Genomic DNA, 16,759 nt, shown 5'->3' on the forward strand with positions numbered 1-16,759 from the left:
ATCCTACACCCACTGATCTCCGTTTGCTTTGAATCCGTTCTGCATATATTCTACCAGTGCTGAAAATACTTCTGGACTTAAACTCTCCCTCGCTAACGCAAGTTCCGTTGTTCCGATGGAATCTCTCTCTAGTAGTGTTTGAAGAACATTCCATAAGTTTTGGTTCATAATATCTACCTCCAACCAATATTTTCATCAAAATTTTACACTATATTACAACTTATGTCATTATTTTCTGAAAAAATAGGTATTTTCCGCAATCAAATTTGCGGAAAATACGGATGTTTTTTCAGATTTATTTTGATATAGTGGGGGTGAAGCCGGCTGTCATTTTAAAATTAAGGGGGGTATTTATGTTTTTTCTCAGAATTGGTTCAGGATGGTTGAAAGGCTTGTTTGTTGTGCTTCTTATTTCTGTTTTAAGTTTTTCTCTGTCTATTTCGAATTCAAAGGTGTTTGCTGTTTCTCAAGCAAAAGATTATACAATTCCTGGCGGGCAAGGGACATTAACTTCTAATGTTTGGCGATCAACTTCAGCAACGTATTCAGGGAATACTATACAATGGGACTGGCAAGTTTCAGCAGTTTATAGTGGTAATGTCACTGTAGAAATGATTAAGACTGAGTGGTACAGTACTGCATCTTTAAGAAATTCCGCTTCTATTACCATGGGGGTTTCTGGAGATGGTGCTAGTGCTGGTGCTTCATCATCATGGCAAACTGTCCAAACAAAAGTAAAATATTGGACAAATACCAACGGAGCAAAAAGTTCTTCTTGGCGTTCAAACATTGTTATAGCCCCTGAGAAGGATTATAGAAGTGGCACTATTGCAACAATCAATACAGCATATGTAAAACTAAAAGGAGATCCTAGAACCTATTACATCTCTGCTGGGGTTTAATAAAAAGTTTAGGTACAAGCGCTACACTTTGCTATGAGAATAGTAAATTAGAATAAGGTCAGAAATATTACGGGCCGGCGGGTCGGTGTGATCGGAGAGATAATTAGACTGCTGCCGGCTCATAATTATATATCTAGAGCATGTTGTAGCCGTTAGTTCTAATAGCATGCAATCTGATGATTGTATTAAGCACGCTTGATATAATCAAAGATTATCTGCTCGTGAGGTGAATAAATGAAAAGAGTAGTTATGCTCATAATGGGCATAGTATTTTATTTTGTTTCTGGCTGTAGTATCGTAAATGAAAATAATAATTCAGAAAACAATAGTTCGTCTTTGTCGGGGCAGGGCGTAACCTTGCCCAAATGTCAATCGAAAGACAGCTGCATGATTCTATATAACAGGTTTACTCAAAAGTTATTGGCATACAATCTGGCAACGAAAACGATAGAGCAACAAACGAATAGACCAAATTACGTTGTATACGAGTTTAATACAAAAAGCAACTACTACACTGCAGGGGATAGTCACGCTAAAGACTTTTCAATTTTGCGTATTCATCAAAATCAAATAAAAGAAATCTATCGTCTAGAGGATCAGCAAGCCATTTTCCCTTTGGCTACGGATGGAAAAAGATTCTTTTTTATCATGCTATACTGCGACAAAAATGGTGCAGAAATAAAGCGCTCTATTGTTCGTTTGGATGCAGGAGAACATCAGTTGATCGATTATCCTAATGCAAAAGGGCTGATATCTTATGGGGTCATCATACATAATCAGCTTTATTACACTGCTTATGATAAACCTACAGACTCCTATTCATTGTACGTGCTAGACTTGTCTGATCGAAACAATATGCCGCAATTACTCGAAACTGGCCTAGAAGCCGGTGAGTTGTATTGTCTCAATGATCAGCTGTATCGATCGGATAAAGAAAAAATATATCATGGTAACAATGTTTTTACTAAAAAAATCCTGAATTATTTCGATCAAGACAGTCAAATGTTAATCCAAATTTACCCTAATCGTGATGCGACTTTGATACTGGACGTGATCGACACGCAAACGAAGAAACACATAGGGTCTGCGACGGATGTGATCGATTTTTCGATTGAGAAAAATGAGGTTATCGTTTACGGCCAAAGGGATATCAAACGAATTACGATTCAATGAGCATAAAATAGGGTGTACAGCGGAGCAAAGGAGTGCCTATGATCATGCTGAAGCTTACAAATGTGACGAAAAACTTTAACGGGAAAAAGGTCTTGAATCATGTCCATTTTGAATTCAAAGACGGAAATATATATGTTATTCGCGGTGAAAGCGGTTCAGGAAAAACAACATTATTGAACATCATAGCCGGATATATTCATGCAGATGAAGGTGAGGTAGAGAGGGCGGGGGATTTAAAAATCGAATACCTCTTTCAAGATGATATGTTGTTTTCCAATTTAACTGTTCAAGAGAACTTGTATATCAAATATGCTGTACTTCATCCTGATGCTGCCGGATTCGAAAAAACAGCGCATGATGTCTTAAGGAGTTTTCACATCATTGATTTAATAGATCGAAAGGTTTCCATGCTGTCAGGTGGAGAAAAACGGCGTGTTCAATTGGCCAATGTGTTTATGTCGAATCCAGATATTGTACTCATGGACGAACCGACGTCGAAGCTAGACGCTAAGAACAGGAAGAGCATTTTGGATGCAATTACTCATGCTTTTAGGAATAAACTGGTTATTATTGTGAGCCATGAGAATGATCAGATGCCGAGTAATAGCATTCATTTAAAATTAGTGAACGGGAGTTTGCAATATGAATAAAAAAATAGCAAGGCAGATTTCCAAGCTCATTTTAAAGAAATCCAGCTCATATTTAAAAATATCGATTGGATTGTTTATCTTGTCGCTCGTTTTAATTTCAACAGCATCGGTTTTTTTCATTAATCAATATTTACAAGTGGATAAAGACTTTATTCGGAACGACAATACACATATGATCGAGATCACTAGCAAAAGAGAAGGGAACACGCAGATACAGTTTTTAACGTTTCAAGATGAAGACAAGGTCAAAGAGGCAATCTCAAAACATCTGCCAAATGTGAAATTTCAATTATACAAACTATATCAACTCAGTTTTGGGGTTCAAGATGAGAATGGCAATACATACTTTATATATGGTTTAGACGAAGGGGCTGCCCGTTTGCTTGGAAATTGCCATTTGGAAGTAAATACGACATGTGCAAGGAAAACAATCAAACAAAGATCAGTTCTGAAAATTCCAGTGATCGACGTTCAAGAGGGGGGATTCAGCAGCCAGCAGAATGTCGATTTTCCTGTGGCCAATCAAGGCGGCGTCTTTGAAAGGAATCCATTTACATTATATGAAGGCGATGAGGTAATCTCAGATACAGGCATTTTATATGTTGGTAGTCATACATTTGAAAAAATGATTGAAATCGCATTTCACGTGCGCTGGGATGAATTCGTGAAAAAATATGATCAGGACAATCCGTTCGGCATTCAAGTGCTCAAAAATATGTATATTTATGTCGATAAGATTACGGATGTCGAAGCGGCAGCCAGATTATTGAACGATCTTGGTTATAACACAAGATACACTTTTAAAGCGTTTGATAATTTCACTGGATCTATGAAAAATACGGCGATCCTTGCTTCTTTATTGGCTCTGGTTATTCTTTTGATCACTGCTACACATGTTATCCTCTCTTTCAACTCATATCTCAAAGTCCAACAAAGAGATATGGGGATTTTGAAACAGTATGGGTATAGTAATGAGAGCGTTCAAGAAATATATTCATATAATATCAACCATATCTTTTTTAAGGTTATTGCAGTTATCATTTCGTATACAATATTGGTAGGATTGCTGTTGGTTCCGCTTCACTCTATTGGTTATCTAATTTTTCTTGTCATTTTTTTGTTACTCATTCTGCTTCTTATCAATCGCGTCATCGTCCATATTATCCTTAAAAAATATACAAGCAAAGGAATCATCGAACTTTTGAAAATGAACAAAGAATTTGAATAAATTACCGAACTTATAATTTTTATGTTTGGTATGATCCGATTATTGGCAGTGACGATAAAGCGGGATATGACACTGCTTCTTAACCAATCGAAGTATGCTTTTATTACTATGAATGATAATTTATGAGTTAACTACTCAGTTTATTGCTATAAATTTGCCTATATTCTGTTTACCCCTTACCGTTGTTCTCCAAATGAAGACAGGAGTGATGTAGGGATGGGAGAAGAATGGGAACATGAACCGGGGACTAATTGCAGCGGTATACCAACAAGAACTGAGTTGGTTCAAGGGCTTTGCCAATAAATCTGGCAAAATCCATCGCCCAGCAACAAAAGCAAATGATTCAACAGCAAGAACGGATGATGAACCAACTTTAAGCCTACATGGAACAATTGGGAGCACGCACGAAAAAAACAGCACCAATGCTCATTTTTAGCTGACTGGCAATACCGATGTTCGTTGCAATGGATCCCCAATATGTTTTGATGATGAATCTCGCTTTGTTCGCAAACTAGTCTTACAAGGGACAAATAATACTCTATGACCAAATGCAAGTCTCTCCATTGTCCATTACAAGCGTTTTGCCACTCATGGGTGAAACATGCAGTTAGTGGACAAATGATTTTGCAAAAAGTCTTTATTTCGCTTCTTCCGACAATATTTATCTGATACCTGTTGATCTCCATCCATCTTGCAGAGACTCCACTAATGATGAGAAGACTTCTGGGTTTAACTTCTCCTTGCTAACGCAAGTTCCGTTGTTCAAATGGAATCTTTTTCTAGTAGTGTTTGAAGAACATTCCATAAGTTTTGGTTCATAATATCTACCGCCAACCAATATTTTCATCAAAATTTTACACTATATTACAATTTATGTCATTATTTTTTGAAAAAATAGGTATTTTCCGCAATCAAATTTGCGGAAAATACGGATGTTTTTTCTTGTTCATTTTGATACAGTAAGGGTGAAGTCGGCCGGCTTGATAAGATAATGAATGAGGAGGAAATGGTATTGAAAAAAATCTTATCTGGAGTTTTAGGCTTATCTCTATTATTAGGTGGAACAAACTTTGCCTTTGCTAAGGATGGAACGACTTCATTAGACTCTATTAAGAAAAAGTATACAAATGCTACTGTTGAAAAAGTAACTGAAGACATTATTACAATCTCAGGAGAAGATACAGAGAAGATTGTTGCTGAATTATTGGAAAAATATAAAGAAGAAGGTGAAAAAGAATTAATTTCTAATACCAGTAATAATGGAGGAATTACTACTCTTGGAGCTAGTATATGTACTAAGGAGTGTAGTGATGCTTTCCGTTATGATCAAAAAGATTCTAAAAATGTTTATGCTACTTCCATGTCACAGGTTCAGGGATACCATTGGAATAATGGAAAAGTACATTGGACAAGCGTGGCAGGATCGGGTATTGGTAAATGGACTGGATCTGGAACGGCACAATGGATTAAAATTGACCAAAAATTAGCTTATTCCGGTGTAGCTGTATCAATATCTTGGCCAGCAGGTTTTTCTGTTACTAGCGATTCAAAAGTAGCAACATATAATGGTGAAAAAAGATATGGTACTAATGTTCATGCTGTGACTTTTAATAATGGTAGTGCATCTAGCTGGATATCTCTTGGCAAAGCAACTTTAGATACCACAACTACTGTACGGAGCCCACAAGGATATGACTATCGTACAACAGCAGTAGCTACTATAGACTAATATCTATGATTAGTAAAAAGATCTTGTTCATATAGAACAAGGTCTGGATCTAGGTCAATATTTCGGACATAATTTAGTTAAAGGGAAATTTTGGTTATCGCACCAAAATAGTTGGTTGTATTTTGACGCTTGACATGGAGCATCTGTGGGCGTGGTATCTTGCGAAGGGCGAAAGGGAGGTCATATTTCGCAAGGCTAAATAGCCTACCACGCCCACCTCTCCATATAAAGCAGAGCGCTCGATAAAAATGTAGTGGTTCATGCTGCCCTTTGATTTGATCCTCTACTTCTTGAGGGGTCAAATAACTTAAACTTCCATGGATTCTTTGACGATTGTACCAGCCCTCAATATATTTAAAGATAATTGAGCAGAACGATAATCTAAGTATCGTACTTGCTAGATTTCTTCTTTTTTCAAAATAGCATGAAAGGATTCCATGCAGGTATTATCATATGGATAGCCTTTTTTGCTAAAGGAATGCTTCATTCCTTTTGATTGCTGATATTGTTGGAATTCCTCACTCGTATATTGGGAGCCTAAGTCTAATGAAGGATTAATCCTTCTTTTGGTTGTTGTGTTGAGTACGCATTATCAAAAGCTTTCATGACCAGCTCTGTCGTCATATTCCGTGAAAAGGAATAACCGATAATTTTTTTGGAATGGAGATCCATGACCGATGCCAAATAACACCACCCATCTTTGATGGTATGAATATAGGTGATGTCAGCTGCCCATTTTCATTAATGGTGGTTGTTGAAAAATCTTGATTTAATATATTTGGGTGATCAACGACTACGCCTTTACTACTGCAATGAGGACGTTATTTTTTTGTAATAATTGAACGGATCCCGGCTTTTTTCATCAAACGCTGTACTCTTTTTTCACTGACTACATAACTAGCTTTTTTAAGTGCCTCATGAATCTTCGGGGCTCCATAACGTTTAGAGCTTTTCAAATGAATTTCTTTAATTTTCTCGGTTAATTCTTTATTTTCACGAGCACGATTGGACTCCTGCTTATTTTTAGAATCATAATACGAACTTCTCAGGAATTCTAATGCATCACAAAGGGTTTTGACAGTATACTGGTCTTTTCATTCATCAATCACTTCGATTATTTCATGGGGATTTATCCTTTCGCGAATATGGCCATAGCTTTTTTTATATTTCATTTTCCTCCTGTAAACGCCGGAGTTGTTTTTGTAACTTCGCATAATCATCTGGAGTTAAAGTTGAGCCATCTTCTAAATGAACAGGAGAATATTTTTTAATCCATTTATAAATCGTTATATCTGAAGCGCCATGTTCGCTACTTAAATCCTTAACTGCACTTCCTGAGTGATAAAGTTCAACAACCATTTTTTTGAAATCTTCATTAAAATTTACCCATAGAGGACACATCCCTTCGTTTTTATTATAGCAGTTATAAAAAATTTTAACTAAGATGTGTCCATGAAACTATACTAACACCAGTCTTTTTATAAGTATATATATAAAGTATACAAGGAGAATAAATTATGAAGTTAATGTTCAAAAATATAAGTCTGATCTTTATTATAATAATCATTTTATTTGGCTGTATAAGTGAAACTACTAACCAAACAATTAAGAATAGAAACGAAACAGGAAATTTAGACTTACAAGACATAAGAACACAGTTTCTTATTTATGAAGGGAAACTGCGTATGTATGAAGGGGGATACAGCATTCCTTTTATTTACTATGGAGGGAATATTTACTCCACATATTATATTATGGAGTCATTGAAATTACTAGGTGTTAATAGCTTTACAAATAAAAGAAAAACAATAATAATGTTAGAAAATAACTTAGCAGATATTGAAGATAAAAATATTATGATGGACGATTTATATTATACAGTAAATATTTTGGAAAATTTAGGGGAGTTCAAAAATAAAAAAATAAATGCACTTTTAGAAAAAATGTTTGTCAAGCTTTACAGAGACGGATACTATTCTTTTGATACTTATGGGAATGAGAAACTGAAAGATTATTTAATATCTACATATATGGCTAGCCAGATTGAAGATTTTTTACAATTGGATAAAACAAAAATAAAAGAAGATTGGATAGCAAATATTAAACTGGATAATTCTTTAAGCAACGCCAGATTGATTTATTTCAAAAATATTCTTTTATTAAAGTTTAACCATAATCATCAGATTCCTGAATCAGATAAAAAAATAATGGTTAAATACGTTAATGAAACATTTTCTAAAACTAAATTGGATTTATTTGAATTGAATACATCACTAGAAATAATTGATTTGTTAAATTATTATAAATTAGACTACAATAAACCGCCAGATAAAATATTTTCTTTACTATATGCAAATCAAAATAATGATGGTGGATGGAATGCTGCACTAGAGGGACCTAGTGATGAGCAGGGAACTTATTTAGCTTTAAAATTCCTTGAACATTTTAATAAAGATGTAAGGAAAAGTAAAATTCTAAAGGAGATGTTAGAAGATCACCAAGGCATTGATGGAGGTTATTCAAAAATTATACAAAAAGAGTTCTCAATAGAGAGTACAAATATGGTTAAACAAATAAGTGACTACTATGGGTATAAAACTAAAAACGAAAAAGAAACTAAGGATTTATTGAAATTAATTATTAGGAAAATTAACTGGGATATCTTAGATGGTAAGACAATTGCACATATTATTGAAACTCTTAAAACATACAATATTAAAATACCTGAAGAAGCTATTGAGAGTATTCAAAATAAATATAAAGACTTAATCAAGAATAAAAATTATGAACATGCATTATATGTATCCTATGTTATGAAGCTTATTAACGTTGGAATACCTAAATTAAAGATTAATATACAGGATAATCTTAATAATCTTAATTTCAAAGATCATCTTTTTTTATTAGGAACCCTTAGTATATCTCAAAGAATCTCACAAAAAGACATTAAAATTTTTTGGGAAAAATTCCAAAAAGATATCAAAAACAATTTAAATGATCCTTATATTATGTGGATTCTTACTATTATTAGTCAAAACGGAAATTATGTAGATATAAATAGTTTAATTAATGATCACTTAAATAGAAGTATAGAGAGTATAAAAGACAATAAGGAGACATTTCATTTAAGAGATTTTTATTATGTTTTAAAGACATACCAACTTTTAAATAAAAGGTAAAAGACATCAAATTCTATATAAATCCAGTTTGAAATTCCGACATGTTTAATCAACCTGCATCCTTGTCTATACTGCTCCTAAATGAGTAAATCAAAGGAGCGGAAGAAGAATGAGGAAAAAAGGATTACAAATTACAAACGACCTTGCCAAAGCTCATTGATCTGGTCATACGCAAAGCGCTTTCGCTCCGGCATGGGCAAGATTTCTTTCCCGACAAGGTTGTATTTTTTCAACAATCGGTATATAGTAAAGTAAGAGATATGGTTTTCTGGGATTTCCCCCTGCTCGATCAGGTGTTCGTAGAACACCGTCACGGGCATGGTGGGATGTTCTTTTCTTAGGGCTAAAATATGATCCTCATCATCGGGCGACAGACGCCTTGAGTGGCCGCGGTCCAAGAGCGTGCAAACGTTCCGAAAGAATGTGCAAAATCCGGAACAATCCGCAAAAATTTTGCACATTATTTCCGAATCCGCCTGAAATAATTTGAAAAAGGGATTCTGAAATAATGTGCTAATTTACACCGAGGGGCTGTCAAGTGCTTTCCTTGACAGTTCCTCGGGGTTCTGAGACACTGTGAAAAAGACGAGAAAAGGAAAGAATCAGAGCTTTATCACTCTGATTCCTTCGCAAAACCGAATTTATACTGTCTACTTTTGGGATCGCAATGCATTTCACTTTATTTACCTTCCTCCCTATTCGCCGCAGCTGAACCCGATCGAACGCTTATGGAAATGGCTGAAAGATACGGTGATTGCCAATGTATTTCACAAGGATCGCAACGATATCATTCAAGCCATTACTCGGTTTGTCAACTACATCCACGAACGTCTGGAGGAAGTGCTGCAGCGCTTAGGGTGTGCAGGATGACTGAGAAGTTAACTCTTCATGTTGCATGTATATAGACATTGTTGATTTTACTCCTTAGCATATAGATTTTATTGGCCGATTTCTAAATGTCCTAATTTTTCAAACTTAATAAGAGCTAATCCTAACATAAGTAAAATAAACCCAGAGACAGGATAAGTTTCAATGGTTGAACCAACAACTGTATTTACTAAAAAAATACTAAAAACTGAAAAACAACAGATAAGCAATTTCTTATTAAAAACGTTAGTTTCAATAGTTATTCTTTTTAATAAAGTGATAGTAATCATGGTAAATAAAAGTAATATTATAATAAACCCAAATAAACCAGTTTCCATAAAAACTTTGAGGAAAAAGTTATGACTTGTCACATGGTACTGAAAATCATAAGTATTCTGTAGTGTGTCGCCCGCCGATCCTGTACCATATGCAGTAATCGGTTGTTGTTTTATTAAATACAAAATTGTTTCCCATCCATGGATTCTTCCTAATAAACGAGAATCCTCATTAAAGTTTGCAATAGTACCTATCATTCTGAGCAAATCATTACTAGAATAAATAAGTTTTTGACTATATGAAATAATAAAATTAATGGAGGTAATAAAACATACGCTTATAACCGAAAGAATAATAAACAATTTTTTTACATCCACAAATAATATTTTATAAAGAAGCAACGCCACAAATAAAGCTATTAAATTTGTCCTAGTTAAAGAACTATAACAAGCAACTACTGAAACTAAAAATTGTAAAAAGAAATAGAATTTATGTCTCTTCTTTTTAACTATATCTATTAAAAAAAGATTAAATACAGCCAAAATGGCAGAAAACATACCGAAATGAAATGGTCCTGCAAAAACTGAAGTAGCGCGAACTTTCCCAAAAAATATTCCAGTGTACATATCAGCATCGTTATCTTTTATATATAACATGTCGAAATTTGTTGGGAATAAATACTGTTTTATACCGTATAAAAGAATCGGCATACTAATTAGTGAGAAACTTATTATAAAGCTTTTGACTTCCTTTACATTTTTGAAAGCAAGTAACCCCACATAAAAAAATAAAAAAGGTAATGACGTTTTTCTAAATCCCTCTATTCCGGCCATAAAAGATGGAATATTGGGATTAAATATCTGTAGAAAGGATATTACTACAAAACTTGAAACAACAACAATCCAAAATATTTTTTCTTTCCCTATCTCTTTACTAAACAAATATTTCACAACTAAAACAAATATAAAGATATCTATCATTATTGAAAAATATTTGAAACCGTTTAAAGGCCTTAAAAAATTCACATATAATACAGCAGTAGTTAAGAAAATAGTTGTTAGTCCATTTAAATTTACCTTAAATATTCCATACAAAGCAAAAAGCATTGTTACTAAACCAATCGAATATATCCCTAAGAAGGATACTAAAATTCCTAGAGTTAAGCCGATGAACATATATATTGTTATTGATTTAAGGTTTATACTTGATGTTGATAAAGCCGCATTTTTCATCATATTTAATAGCCCCTCTCATATTAAATTACATACAACGTATAGGCTATTAACACCGGAAAGTAGTACCAATCTCCAGTTTAATCACTTTCAAATTCTTAAAATTCCTAAAAAATTAAAATATGTTATTAATTAAGATGGTGTTGCAAAACTAGAGTAAAAACTCGAAGTTATGCATAAGGATGCAACATAACACATGCAGTACATATCGATGAAATCCATACCATCTTGGCTGTTCCAACCCGTCACTCTTTAACTCATTAAATACTCGTTCAATCTCACGACGAAGTCCAAACAGCCATTGGCCAAATCTCGTTTTCAAAAAGACAGGAAGAACCCGGCCATAGGCATCTTTTCGTTCCTTGCTATTGCGGCGGTTGATAGGGGAAATGAATAGGATTCCTGACTGCTCTGCTGTTTGACGAACCTTTTCACTGTCATACGCGGCATCGCCCAATACCAATTCGATATCCCACTGCTTTAAAGAAACAAGCAATTCTGGTGCTACTGCCGCATCATTTCGATTCGCTGTGGTCAACACATGAGATAAAATGATTCCCTCGGCGGTGGTGCAGAGATGGAGTTTATATCCTTTAAACCAGTGATATCGGGTGGACACTCCCCACTTCGCCTGTGGATCGTAAAGACTGCTTCGAAGGGCCGTGCTGTCGATCAGCACGATTTGCGGATAACGTACTTCTAGATCTTTGAGCAGCTGTGCATGAAAAACAGGAAATCCTTGTTCCCGGAACCACTTCGCCGCACGGGAAAACGTAGAAAGGTGAGGGACTTCACCAAGCCCACAGGCCCGTTGAAAACAGCGAAAACGCTGCAGGATGCGCACTAATTTTCGCAAGGAATCAATGGAAAATAGGTTTTCAAAAAGAAACATTTCAACAACGATTTTTTCGACACCGGCGGTCTTCCTGTCACATACGGTGTTTCCGGCAATGATAGCGAGTCGATATACCGAAATAATGCTTCTAAAATTGGGTCAATTTCATAAGTCCATGCATGTTCGCTGTTCCAATTGGAAATCATAATAGTGTCCACCCCTTGGAGAGTTTTTTTGGTCACTGTATATGATTTCCAAGGTGGTGGATTTTTTATGTGCATTTATGCATTCGTTATGCGTTTTGCAACACGTTCAATTAAAAGAGAACTCAATTCAACCAAAAAAAAGAAGAGACTATCTCCTAACTTAGGAGATAGATACTTTTTAATTATTACGGTTACACATAGAAGTAACAATAAAATATCTATATTTGATATATCTATATTTGATAGGTAATTCCTAAAAAGTATATTAAAATTTTTCAGAAATATGATTAACACTTTTCAAAAAACTTTTTAATGACTCTCTCCAATCCGGCATTTTTTTAAAACCATTTATCCTCAATGACATATGATCAAATACCGAATAAGCCGGTCTTGGCGCTGGTCTTGGAAAATCTTTTGTAGTACAAGGATTTACTTTAACTTCTATCCCCGTTTCCTCAAAAATTGCTTTTGCAAATTCGTACCAAGAACAATGTCCAGAATTGGAAACATGGTAAACTCCGTATTTTTGCGTTTGAATCAGTTCCAAAATACAATTCGCTAAATCAACTGTATATGTCGGACAGCCGACTTGATCCTGCACAACCATCAATTCGTCTCGTTCTTGTGCAAGTTTTAACATTGTTTTAACAAAATTGTTTCCATGCTTTCCGTACACCCAAGACGTTCTGACAATAAAAAACTTCGAGTGTAAATCTCGAACAAACTGTTCCCCGGCTAATTTGCTTTTACCGTATACACTAAGTGGATTTGTTGGAGCAAATTCATTGTAAGGCACATTCGCCGTTCCATCAAAAACATAATCTGTACTGATATAGACAAGTTTAGCTCCTACTGCTTCCGATGCAACAGCAACATTTCTCGTTCCATATGCGTTAATTAAAAATGCTTGGTCTGGCTCGGATTCCGCTAAATCAACTTTTGTATACGCTGCGGCATGAATGACAACATCAGGGTTAACTTTGCGAATAACCTGTGTTACTTGGTCAAAGTTTGTAATATCTAACTCTTCTCGTCTATAACCATAAACTTCATACTCTTTATCAGCGAGTAAATGGACTAAATCTGTACCAAGCTGACCTTTTGCACCTGTTACAACCACTTTCATAGTTTGTCACCATACTGTTTTTGGTAGTAATTCATATATTCACCTGATTTAATATTTTTCCACCATTCTTGGTTGTCGATATACCATTGGATTGTTTCAATGATACCCTTTTCAAAGGTATATTGTGGCTTCCAACCAAGCTCGGTCATAATTTTCGTTGGATCAATCGCATAACGACGATCATGTCCTGGACGATCCGCAACATATTTGATTAAATCTTTTGAAACTCCTAATTTTTCAACGATTAGATGCACGATTTCGTTATTTGTCCGTTCATTATGTCCACCGATATTGTATACTTCCCCAGGTCTGCCTTTATGAATCACTAAATCTATCGCCGCACAATGATCTTTAACATGCAACCAATCACGAATATTTTGGCCGTCACCGTAAATCGGAAGTTCTTTTCCTTCCAACGCATTCGTGATCATTAACGGAATGAGTTTTTCAGGGAAGTGATATGGTCCATAGTTATTAGAACATCTCGTAATGTTCACATTTAACCCATACGTTTCATGATACGCTCTTACAAGTAGGTCTCCACCAGCTTTACTTGCCGAATAAGGGCTATTCGGTGCTAATGGTGTTTCTTCTGTAAAATACCCCGTTTCTCCAAGTGTACCGTACACTTCATCCGTTGAAATTTGCACATATTTCTTAATATTGTTGGCTTTCGCCACATCTAATAACGCTTGCGTGCCTAATACATTTGTTTTTACGAAAATATCAGGATCTGTAATACTACGGTCTACATGTGATTCAGCTGCAAAGTTCACGATAACGTCAATCTCATGTGTTTTAACAATATAATCTACTAACTCACGGTTATTGATATCACCTTTCACAAATGTATAGTTCGGATGATTTTCAATATCCTTTAAGTTTTCAAGATTACCAGCATAGGTTAATAAATCATAATTAATTACTTTATAATTTGGATATTTCTCAAGCATGTAACGGACAAAGTTGCTACCAATAAACCCTGCTCCGCCTGTAACTAAAAGATTCATTATTATCTCTCCCACTCAAAGTTGATTTCGGCATCTGCTAATAGTGGATGTTTCGTATCTTTATCAGAAAGAATTGGATTCGCTGTCGGCCAGTCAATCCCTAATGCTGGATCATTCCAGAGAATGCCGCGGTCGTGTTCAGGTGAATAATATTCATCCACTTTATACTGCACTTCTGTATTTTCCACCAATGTACAAAATCCATGGGCAAACCCTTTCGGTACAAGCAATTGCCGCTTATTATCCGCACTTAAGATAAACCCTTGCCATTTTCCAAATGTCGGTGAACCTTTGCGAATATCGACAACAACATCATAGATCGCACCACGGGTAACCCGAACTAACTTCGTTTGAGCCTTCGGGTTCAACTGATAATGAAGCCCACGGATCGTCCCTGCTTGTTGAGATAATGAGTGATTGTCTTGAATAAAGTCGAAATCAAGCCCATATTCTGCAAAAAGCTTTTTATTGTAGCTTTCCATAAAAAAGCCGCGGTGGTCGCCGAATACTTTCGGTTCAATCAACAACACATCGGGCAGTGAAGCCTCGATCACTTTCATAACAAGCACCCCGCCATTTTATAAATAGATTGGTTTCTTTTTCTGATTCGCGATATCTATTAAATATTGGCCGTACTGGTTCTTCTTTAACGGCTCCGCTAACTTTAACAACTGTTCCCGCGTAATATATCCTTTCACATAAGCAATTTCCTCAAGACAAGCAACCTTTAAGCTTTGACGTTTCTCGATTGTTTCGATAAATTGCGAAGCTTCAAGCAATGACTCATGTGTACCTGAATCTAGCCAAGAGAAACCTCGACCTAAAATTTCAACATGCAATTCGCCAAGTTCTAAATATATTTTACTGTAGATGAGCATTTTTCATTACAATAATTTCCATGGTTAGAGAGACAAACAGGGTACCCCTTACGCGATACGGAGCTGTTTTTTGATCACATCAATGGGAATATCTTGCTTTGCAGCGTCATAAAAAGAGCGTGCAAACGTTCCGAAAGAATGTGCAAAATCCGGAACAATCCGCAAAAATTTTGCACATTATTTCCGAATCCGCCTGAAATAATTTGAAAAAGGGATTCTGAAATAATGTGCTAATTTACAACCGGGCTGCCGATTAGTGTCATGGCCATCATAGATGGCGTTTTGTCAGGAATAATGGGCGGAATGATGGGAGCGATGTTAGGAGAAATGATTTCGCCGGAACACCAAAATTCAATGATTCGTGTAATGCTCGTCATATTTGTTGGGATGATTGGTATTGTTTTATACATGCTTCAGCAAGAAACTGGTTTTAACCGTTTCTCTTTCATCAACAAAATATTCCATAATCCATTGTTATTATCAATCGTCTTTCTGCTGTTTTTCTACACCTATAACCACTTATACAATGAACTCGCTCAAGACCATAACGTGCCCATAAAAAATTCCCATATGAGTCAATCGATGACCCATAATAAGTCGTCTGGCTCTCCGTTGAATTCCAGTACAAAGGCGAAAAAAGTAGTCATTGAAGCAACCGAATTTGCTTACTTCCCTAAAGATTTCAAACTTTCTGCAGGACAACCCGTAACCTTAATTTTCAAAAATAGCGGTGAAGTTGAACATGATATCGAATTCGAAAATATGAAAGCATCTCTCTTACAACAGAGTCACCATGGGCATCATTCAAAAAATCAAACCGTTCATATTCATTCTTTACCGGGAAAAACAGCTGAAGTGAAGTTCATACCAATCGAAAGCGGTGTTTTTCGCTTTTATTGCACGGTTCCCGGACATAAAGAATCTGGTATGGTTGGATTCGTTGAAGTTTCTTAACAAAGTGAAGTAGCTGCCGAGACAATGCTCGGCTTTTTTCATTTATATTATTGTTTAGTTTTACATACAACTAAAGTGAAATAACATGCAATATGTTGGAGAAGGGCGGTTGAATGAAGGTGTTTCATTATACGATTGAAGTACAAAGGGGAATGAACGAAACGATAAAGATGTTGGAAGAAAGCTTGAAAAAAGAAGGATTTGGAGTTTTGTGGAAATTTAGTGTAACGGAAAAACTGCAGGAAAAAGGATTCGATTTTCCAATACCATTTGTGATTTTGGAAGTATGTAATCCGCAAGAAGCAGCGCGTGTGCTTTCTGAAAACTTATTAGCAGGTTATTTTCTTCCGTGCAAAATCGTGGTGTATAAAGAAAATGAAACAACAAAAATTGGTATGCCAAAACCATCCATGTTAATCAGCATGATGAATCATGAAGAACTGAAAAAACTAGCGGAAGACATTGAAAAGAGATTAATATCCTGTATTGATGAATGCAGATAAATAGCTGTTAA

General features: G+C 35.5%; 14 protein-coding genes and 5 pseudogenes. 10 read left to right on the forward strand and 9 right to left on the reverse strand.

All coding sequences use genetic code 11. The features are described 5' to 3' along the window. Positions 1–3: 3 nt before the first annotated feature. A complete protein-coding gene (locus B9L23_RS20250; RefSeq protein WP_013877629.1) occupies positions 4–168 on the reverse strand; it encodes a hypothetical protein in 165 nt (54 codons plus the stop codon). Between the two features lie 185 nt (positions 169–353). Between B9L23_RS20250 and B9L23_RS01265 the strand changes: the two genes are divergently transcribed. The 6 genes from B9L23_RS01265 to B9L23_RS01290 all read left to right on the forward strand — a co-directional run bounded on the left by B9L23_RS01265 (position 354) and on the right by B9L23_RS01290 (position 5,682). Beyond that, entirely contained in the window at positions 354–902 is a 549-nt protein-coding gene (locus B9L23_RS01265; RefSeq protein ID WP_013401802.1) for a hypothetical protein, read from the forward strand. A gap of 234 nt (positions 903–1,136) precedes the next feature. After that, the gene (locus B9L23_RS01270; protein ID WP_013401801.1) at positions 1,137–2,075 is read left to right on the forward strand and encodes a hypothetical protein; all 939 of its coding nucleotides are present in this window, start codon (positions 1,137–1,139) and stop codon (positions 2,073–2,075) included. Positions 2,076–2,167: 92 nt separating this feature from the next. Beyond that, the gene (locus B9L23_RS01275) at positions 2,168–2,725 is read left to right on the forward strand and encodes an ABC transporter ATP-binding protein (RefSeq protein WP_245842259.1); all 558 of its coding nucleotides are present in this window, start codon (positions 2,168–2,170) and stop codon (positions 2,723–2,725) included. Between the two features lie 172 nt (positions 2,726–2,897). Then, positions 2,898–3,953, forward strand: a complete 1,056-nt coding sequence (locus B9L23_RS01280; protein ID WP_245842261.1) for a hypothetical protein — start codon at positions 2,898–2,900, stop codon at positions 3,951–3,953. Positions 3,954–4,188: 235 nt separating this feature from the next. Then, on the forward strand, positions 4,189–4,389 hold the full coding sequence (locus tag B9L23_RS20690) for a hypothetical protein (protein WP_035502542.1): 201 nt from the start codon (positions 4,189–4,191) through the stop codon (positions 4,387–4,389). 570 nt (positions 4,390–4,959) lie between these two features. Continuing rightward, positions 4,960–5,682: a hypothetical protein gene (locus tag B9L23_RS01290; RefSeq protein WP_013877627.1), complete on the forward strand. Its 723-nt coding sequence runs from the start codon at positions 4,960–4,962 to the stop codon at positions 5,680–5,682. Between the two features lie 278 nt (positions 5,683–5,960). On the opposite strand, the pseudogene B9L23_RS01295 reads toward B9L23_RS01290, so the two are convergent. Continuing rightward, positions 5,961–7,083 (reverse strand): annotated as a pseudogene (locus B9L23_RS01295) (IS3 family transposase); the annotation flags it as partial. 116 nt (positions 7,084–7,199) lie between these two features. On the opposite strand from B9L23_RS01295, the gene B9L23_RS01300 reads away from it, so the two are divergent. Further along, positions 7,200–8,861: a hypothetical protein gene (locus B9L23_RS01300; RefSeq protein WP_089096732.1), complete on the forward strand. Its 1,662-nt coding sequence runs from the start codon at positions 7,200–7,202 to the stop codon at positions 8,859–8,861. Between the two features lie 134 nt (positions 8,862–8,995). Here the strand turns inward: B9L23_RS01300 and B9L23_RS01305 are convergent. Beyond that, positions 8,996–9,256 (reverse strand): annotated as a pseudogene (locus B9L23_RS01305) (IS481-like element ISBst1 family transposase); the annotation flags it as partial. Positions 9,257–9,542: 286 nt separating this feature from the next. On the opposite strand from B9L23_RS01305, the pseudogene B9L23_RS21605 reads away from it, so the two are divergent. Next, a pseudogene (locus tag B9L23_RS21605) lies at positions 9,543–9,731 on the forward strand (transposase); the annotation flags it as partial. Between the two features lie 68 nt (positions 9,732–9,799). Here B9L23_RS21605 and B9L23_RS01320 read toward each other — a convergent pair. The 6 genes and pseudogenes from B9L23_RS01320 to B9L23_RS01345 form a co-directional block, all read right to left on the reverse strand. Next, complete coding sequence (locus B9L23_RS01320) at positions 9,800–11,239, reverse strand: O-antigen ligase family protein (protein WP_089096733.1); 1,440 nt, start codon at positions 11,237–11,239, stop codon at positions 9,800–9,802. Positions 11,240–11,387: 148 nt separating this feature from the next. Then, positions 11,388–12,277: pseudogene (locus tag B9L23_RS01325) on the reverse strand (transposase). 265 nt (positions 12,278–12,542) lie between these two features. Next, on the reverse strand, positions 12,543–13,403 hold the full coding sequence (rfbD, locus tag B9L23_RS01330; RefSeq protein WP_089096734.1) for a dTDP-4-dehydrorhamnose reductase: 861 nt from the start codon (positions 13,401–13,403) through the stop codon (positions 12,543–12,545). Next, positions 13,400–14,413 carry a dTDP-glucose 4,6-dehydratase gene (gene rfbB, locus B9L23_RS01335; protein WP_089096735.1) on the reverse strand — a complete coding sequence of 338 codons (1,014 nt, stop codon included), beginning with the start codon at positions 14,411–14,413 and terminating at the stop codon, positions 13,400–13,402. Before rfbB ends, rfbD begins: the two co-directional genes overlap by 4 nt. A gap of 2 nt (positions 14,414–14,415) precedes the next feature. Next, positions 14,416–14,973 carry a dTDP-4-dehydrorhamnose 3,5-epimerase gene (gene rfbC / locus B9L23_RS01340; RefSeq protein ID WP_089096736.1) on the reverse strand — a complete coding sequence of 186 codons (558 nt, stop codon included), beginning with the start codon at positions 14,971–14,973 and terminating at the stop codon, positions 14,416–14,418. An 18-nt stretch (positions 14,974–14,991) separates the two neighbouring features. Then, a pseudogene (locus B9L23_RS01345) lies at positions 14,992–15,279 on the reverse strand (glucose-1-phosphate thymidylyltransferase); the annotation flags it as partial. A gap of 273 nt (positions 15,280–15,552) precedes the next feature. On the opposite strand from B9L23_RS01345, the gene B9L23_RS01355 reads away from it, so the two are divergent. Together B9L23_RS01355 and B9L23_RS01360 are read left to right on the forward strand one after the other, a co-directional pair. Continuing rightward, the gene (locus B9L23_RS01355) at positions 15,553–16,245 is read left to right on the forward strand and encodes a plastocyanin/azurin family copper-binding protein (protein WP_245842265.1); all 693 of its coding nucleotides are present in this window, start codon (positions 15,553–15,555) and stop codon (positions 16,243–16,245) included. Positions 16,246–16,364: 119 nt separating this feature from the next. After that, entirely contained in the window at positions 16,365–16,748 is a 384-nt protein-coding gene (locus B9L23_RS01360; protein ID WP_089097455.1) for a DUF302 domain-containing protein, read from the forward strand. Positions 16,749–16,759: the final 11 nt, after the last annotated feature.

It is taken from the genome of Parageobacillus galactosidasius (assembly GCF_002217735.1).
Classification (GTDB): domain Bacteria; phylum Bacillota; class Bacilli; order Bacillales; family Anoxybacillaceae; genus Parageobacillus_B; species Parageobacillus_B toebii.

Excerpts from the sequence above, each read along its gene's own strand:
- B9L23_RS20250 (WP_013877629.1), bottom strand. The coding sequence starts at position 168 with ATGAACCAAAACTTATGGAATGTTCTTCAAACACTACTAGAGAGAGAT.
- B9L23_RS01265 (WP_013401802.1), top strand. The coding sequence starts at position 354 with ATGTTTTTTCTCAGAATTGGTTCAGGATGGTTGAAAGGCTTGTTTGTT.
- B9L23_RS01270 (WP_013401801.1), top strand. The coding sequence starts at position 1,137 with ATGAAAAGAGTAGTTATGCTCATAATGGGCATAGTATTTTATTTTGTT.
- B9L23_RS01280 (WP_245842261.1), top strand. The coding sequence starts at position 2,898 with ATGATCGAGATCACTAGCAAAAGAGAAGGGAACACGCAGATACAGTTT.
- B9L23_RS20690 (WP_035502542.1), top strand. The coding sequence starts at position 4,189 with ATGAACCGGGGACTAATTGCAGCGGTATACCAACAAGAACTGAGTTGG.
- B9L23_RS01290 (WP_013877627.1), top strand. The coding sequence starts at position 4,960 with ATGGTATTGAAAAAAATCTTATCTGGAGTTTTAGGCTTATCTCTATTA.
- B9L23_RS01300 (WP_089096732.1), top strand. The coding sequence starts at position 7,200 with ATGAAGTTAATGTTCAAAAATATAAGTCTGATCTTTATTATAATAATC.
- B9L23_RS01320 (WP_089096733.1), bottom strand. The coding sequence starts at position 11,239 with ATGATGAAAAATGCGGCTTTATCAACATCAAGTATAAACCTTAAATCA.
- rfbD (WP_089096734.1), bottom strand. The coding sequence starts at position 13,403 with ATGAAAGTGGTTGTAACAGGTGCAAAAGGTCAGCTTGGTACAGATTTA.
- rfbB (WP_089096735.1), bottom strand. The coding sequence starts at position 14,413 with ATGAATCTTTTAGTTACAGGCGGAGCAGGGTTTATTGGTAGCAACTTT.
- rfbC (WP_089096736.1), bottom strand. The coding sequence starts at position 14,973 with ATGAAAGTGATCGAGGCTTCACTGCCCGATGTGTTGTTGATTGAACCG.
- B9L23_RS01355 (WP_245842265.1), top strand. The coding sequence starts at position 15,553 with ATGGCCATCATAGATGGCGTTTTGTCAGGAATAATGGGCGGAATGATG.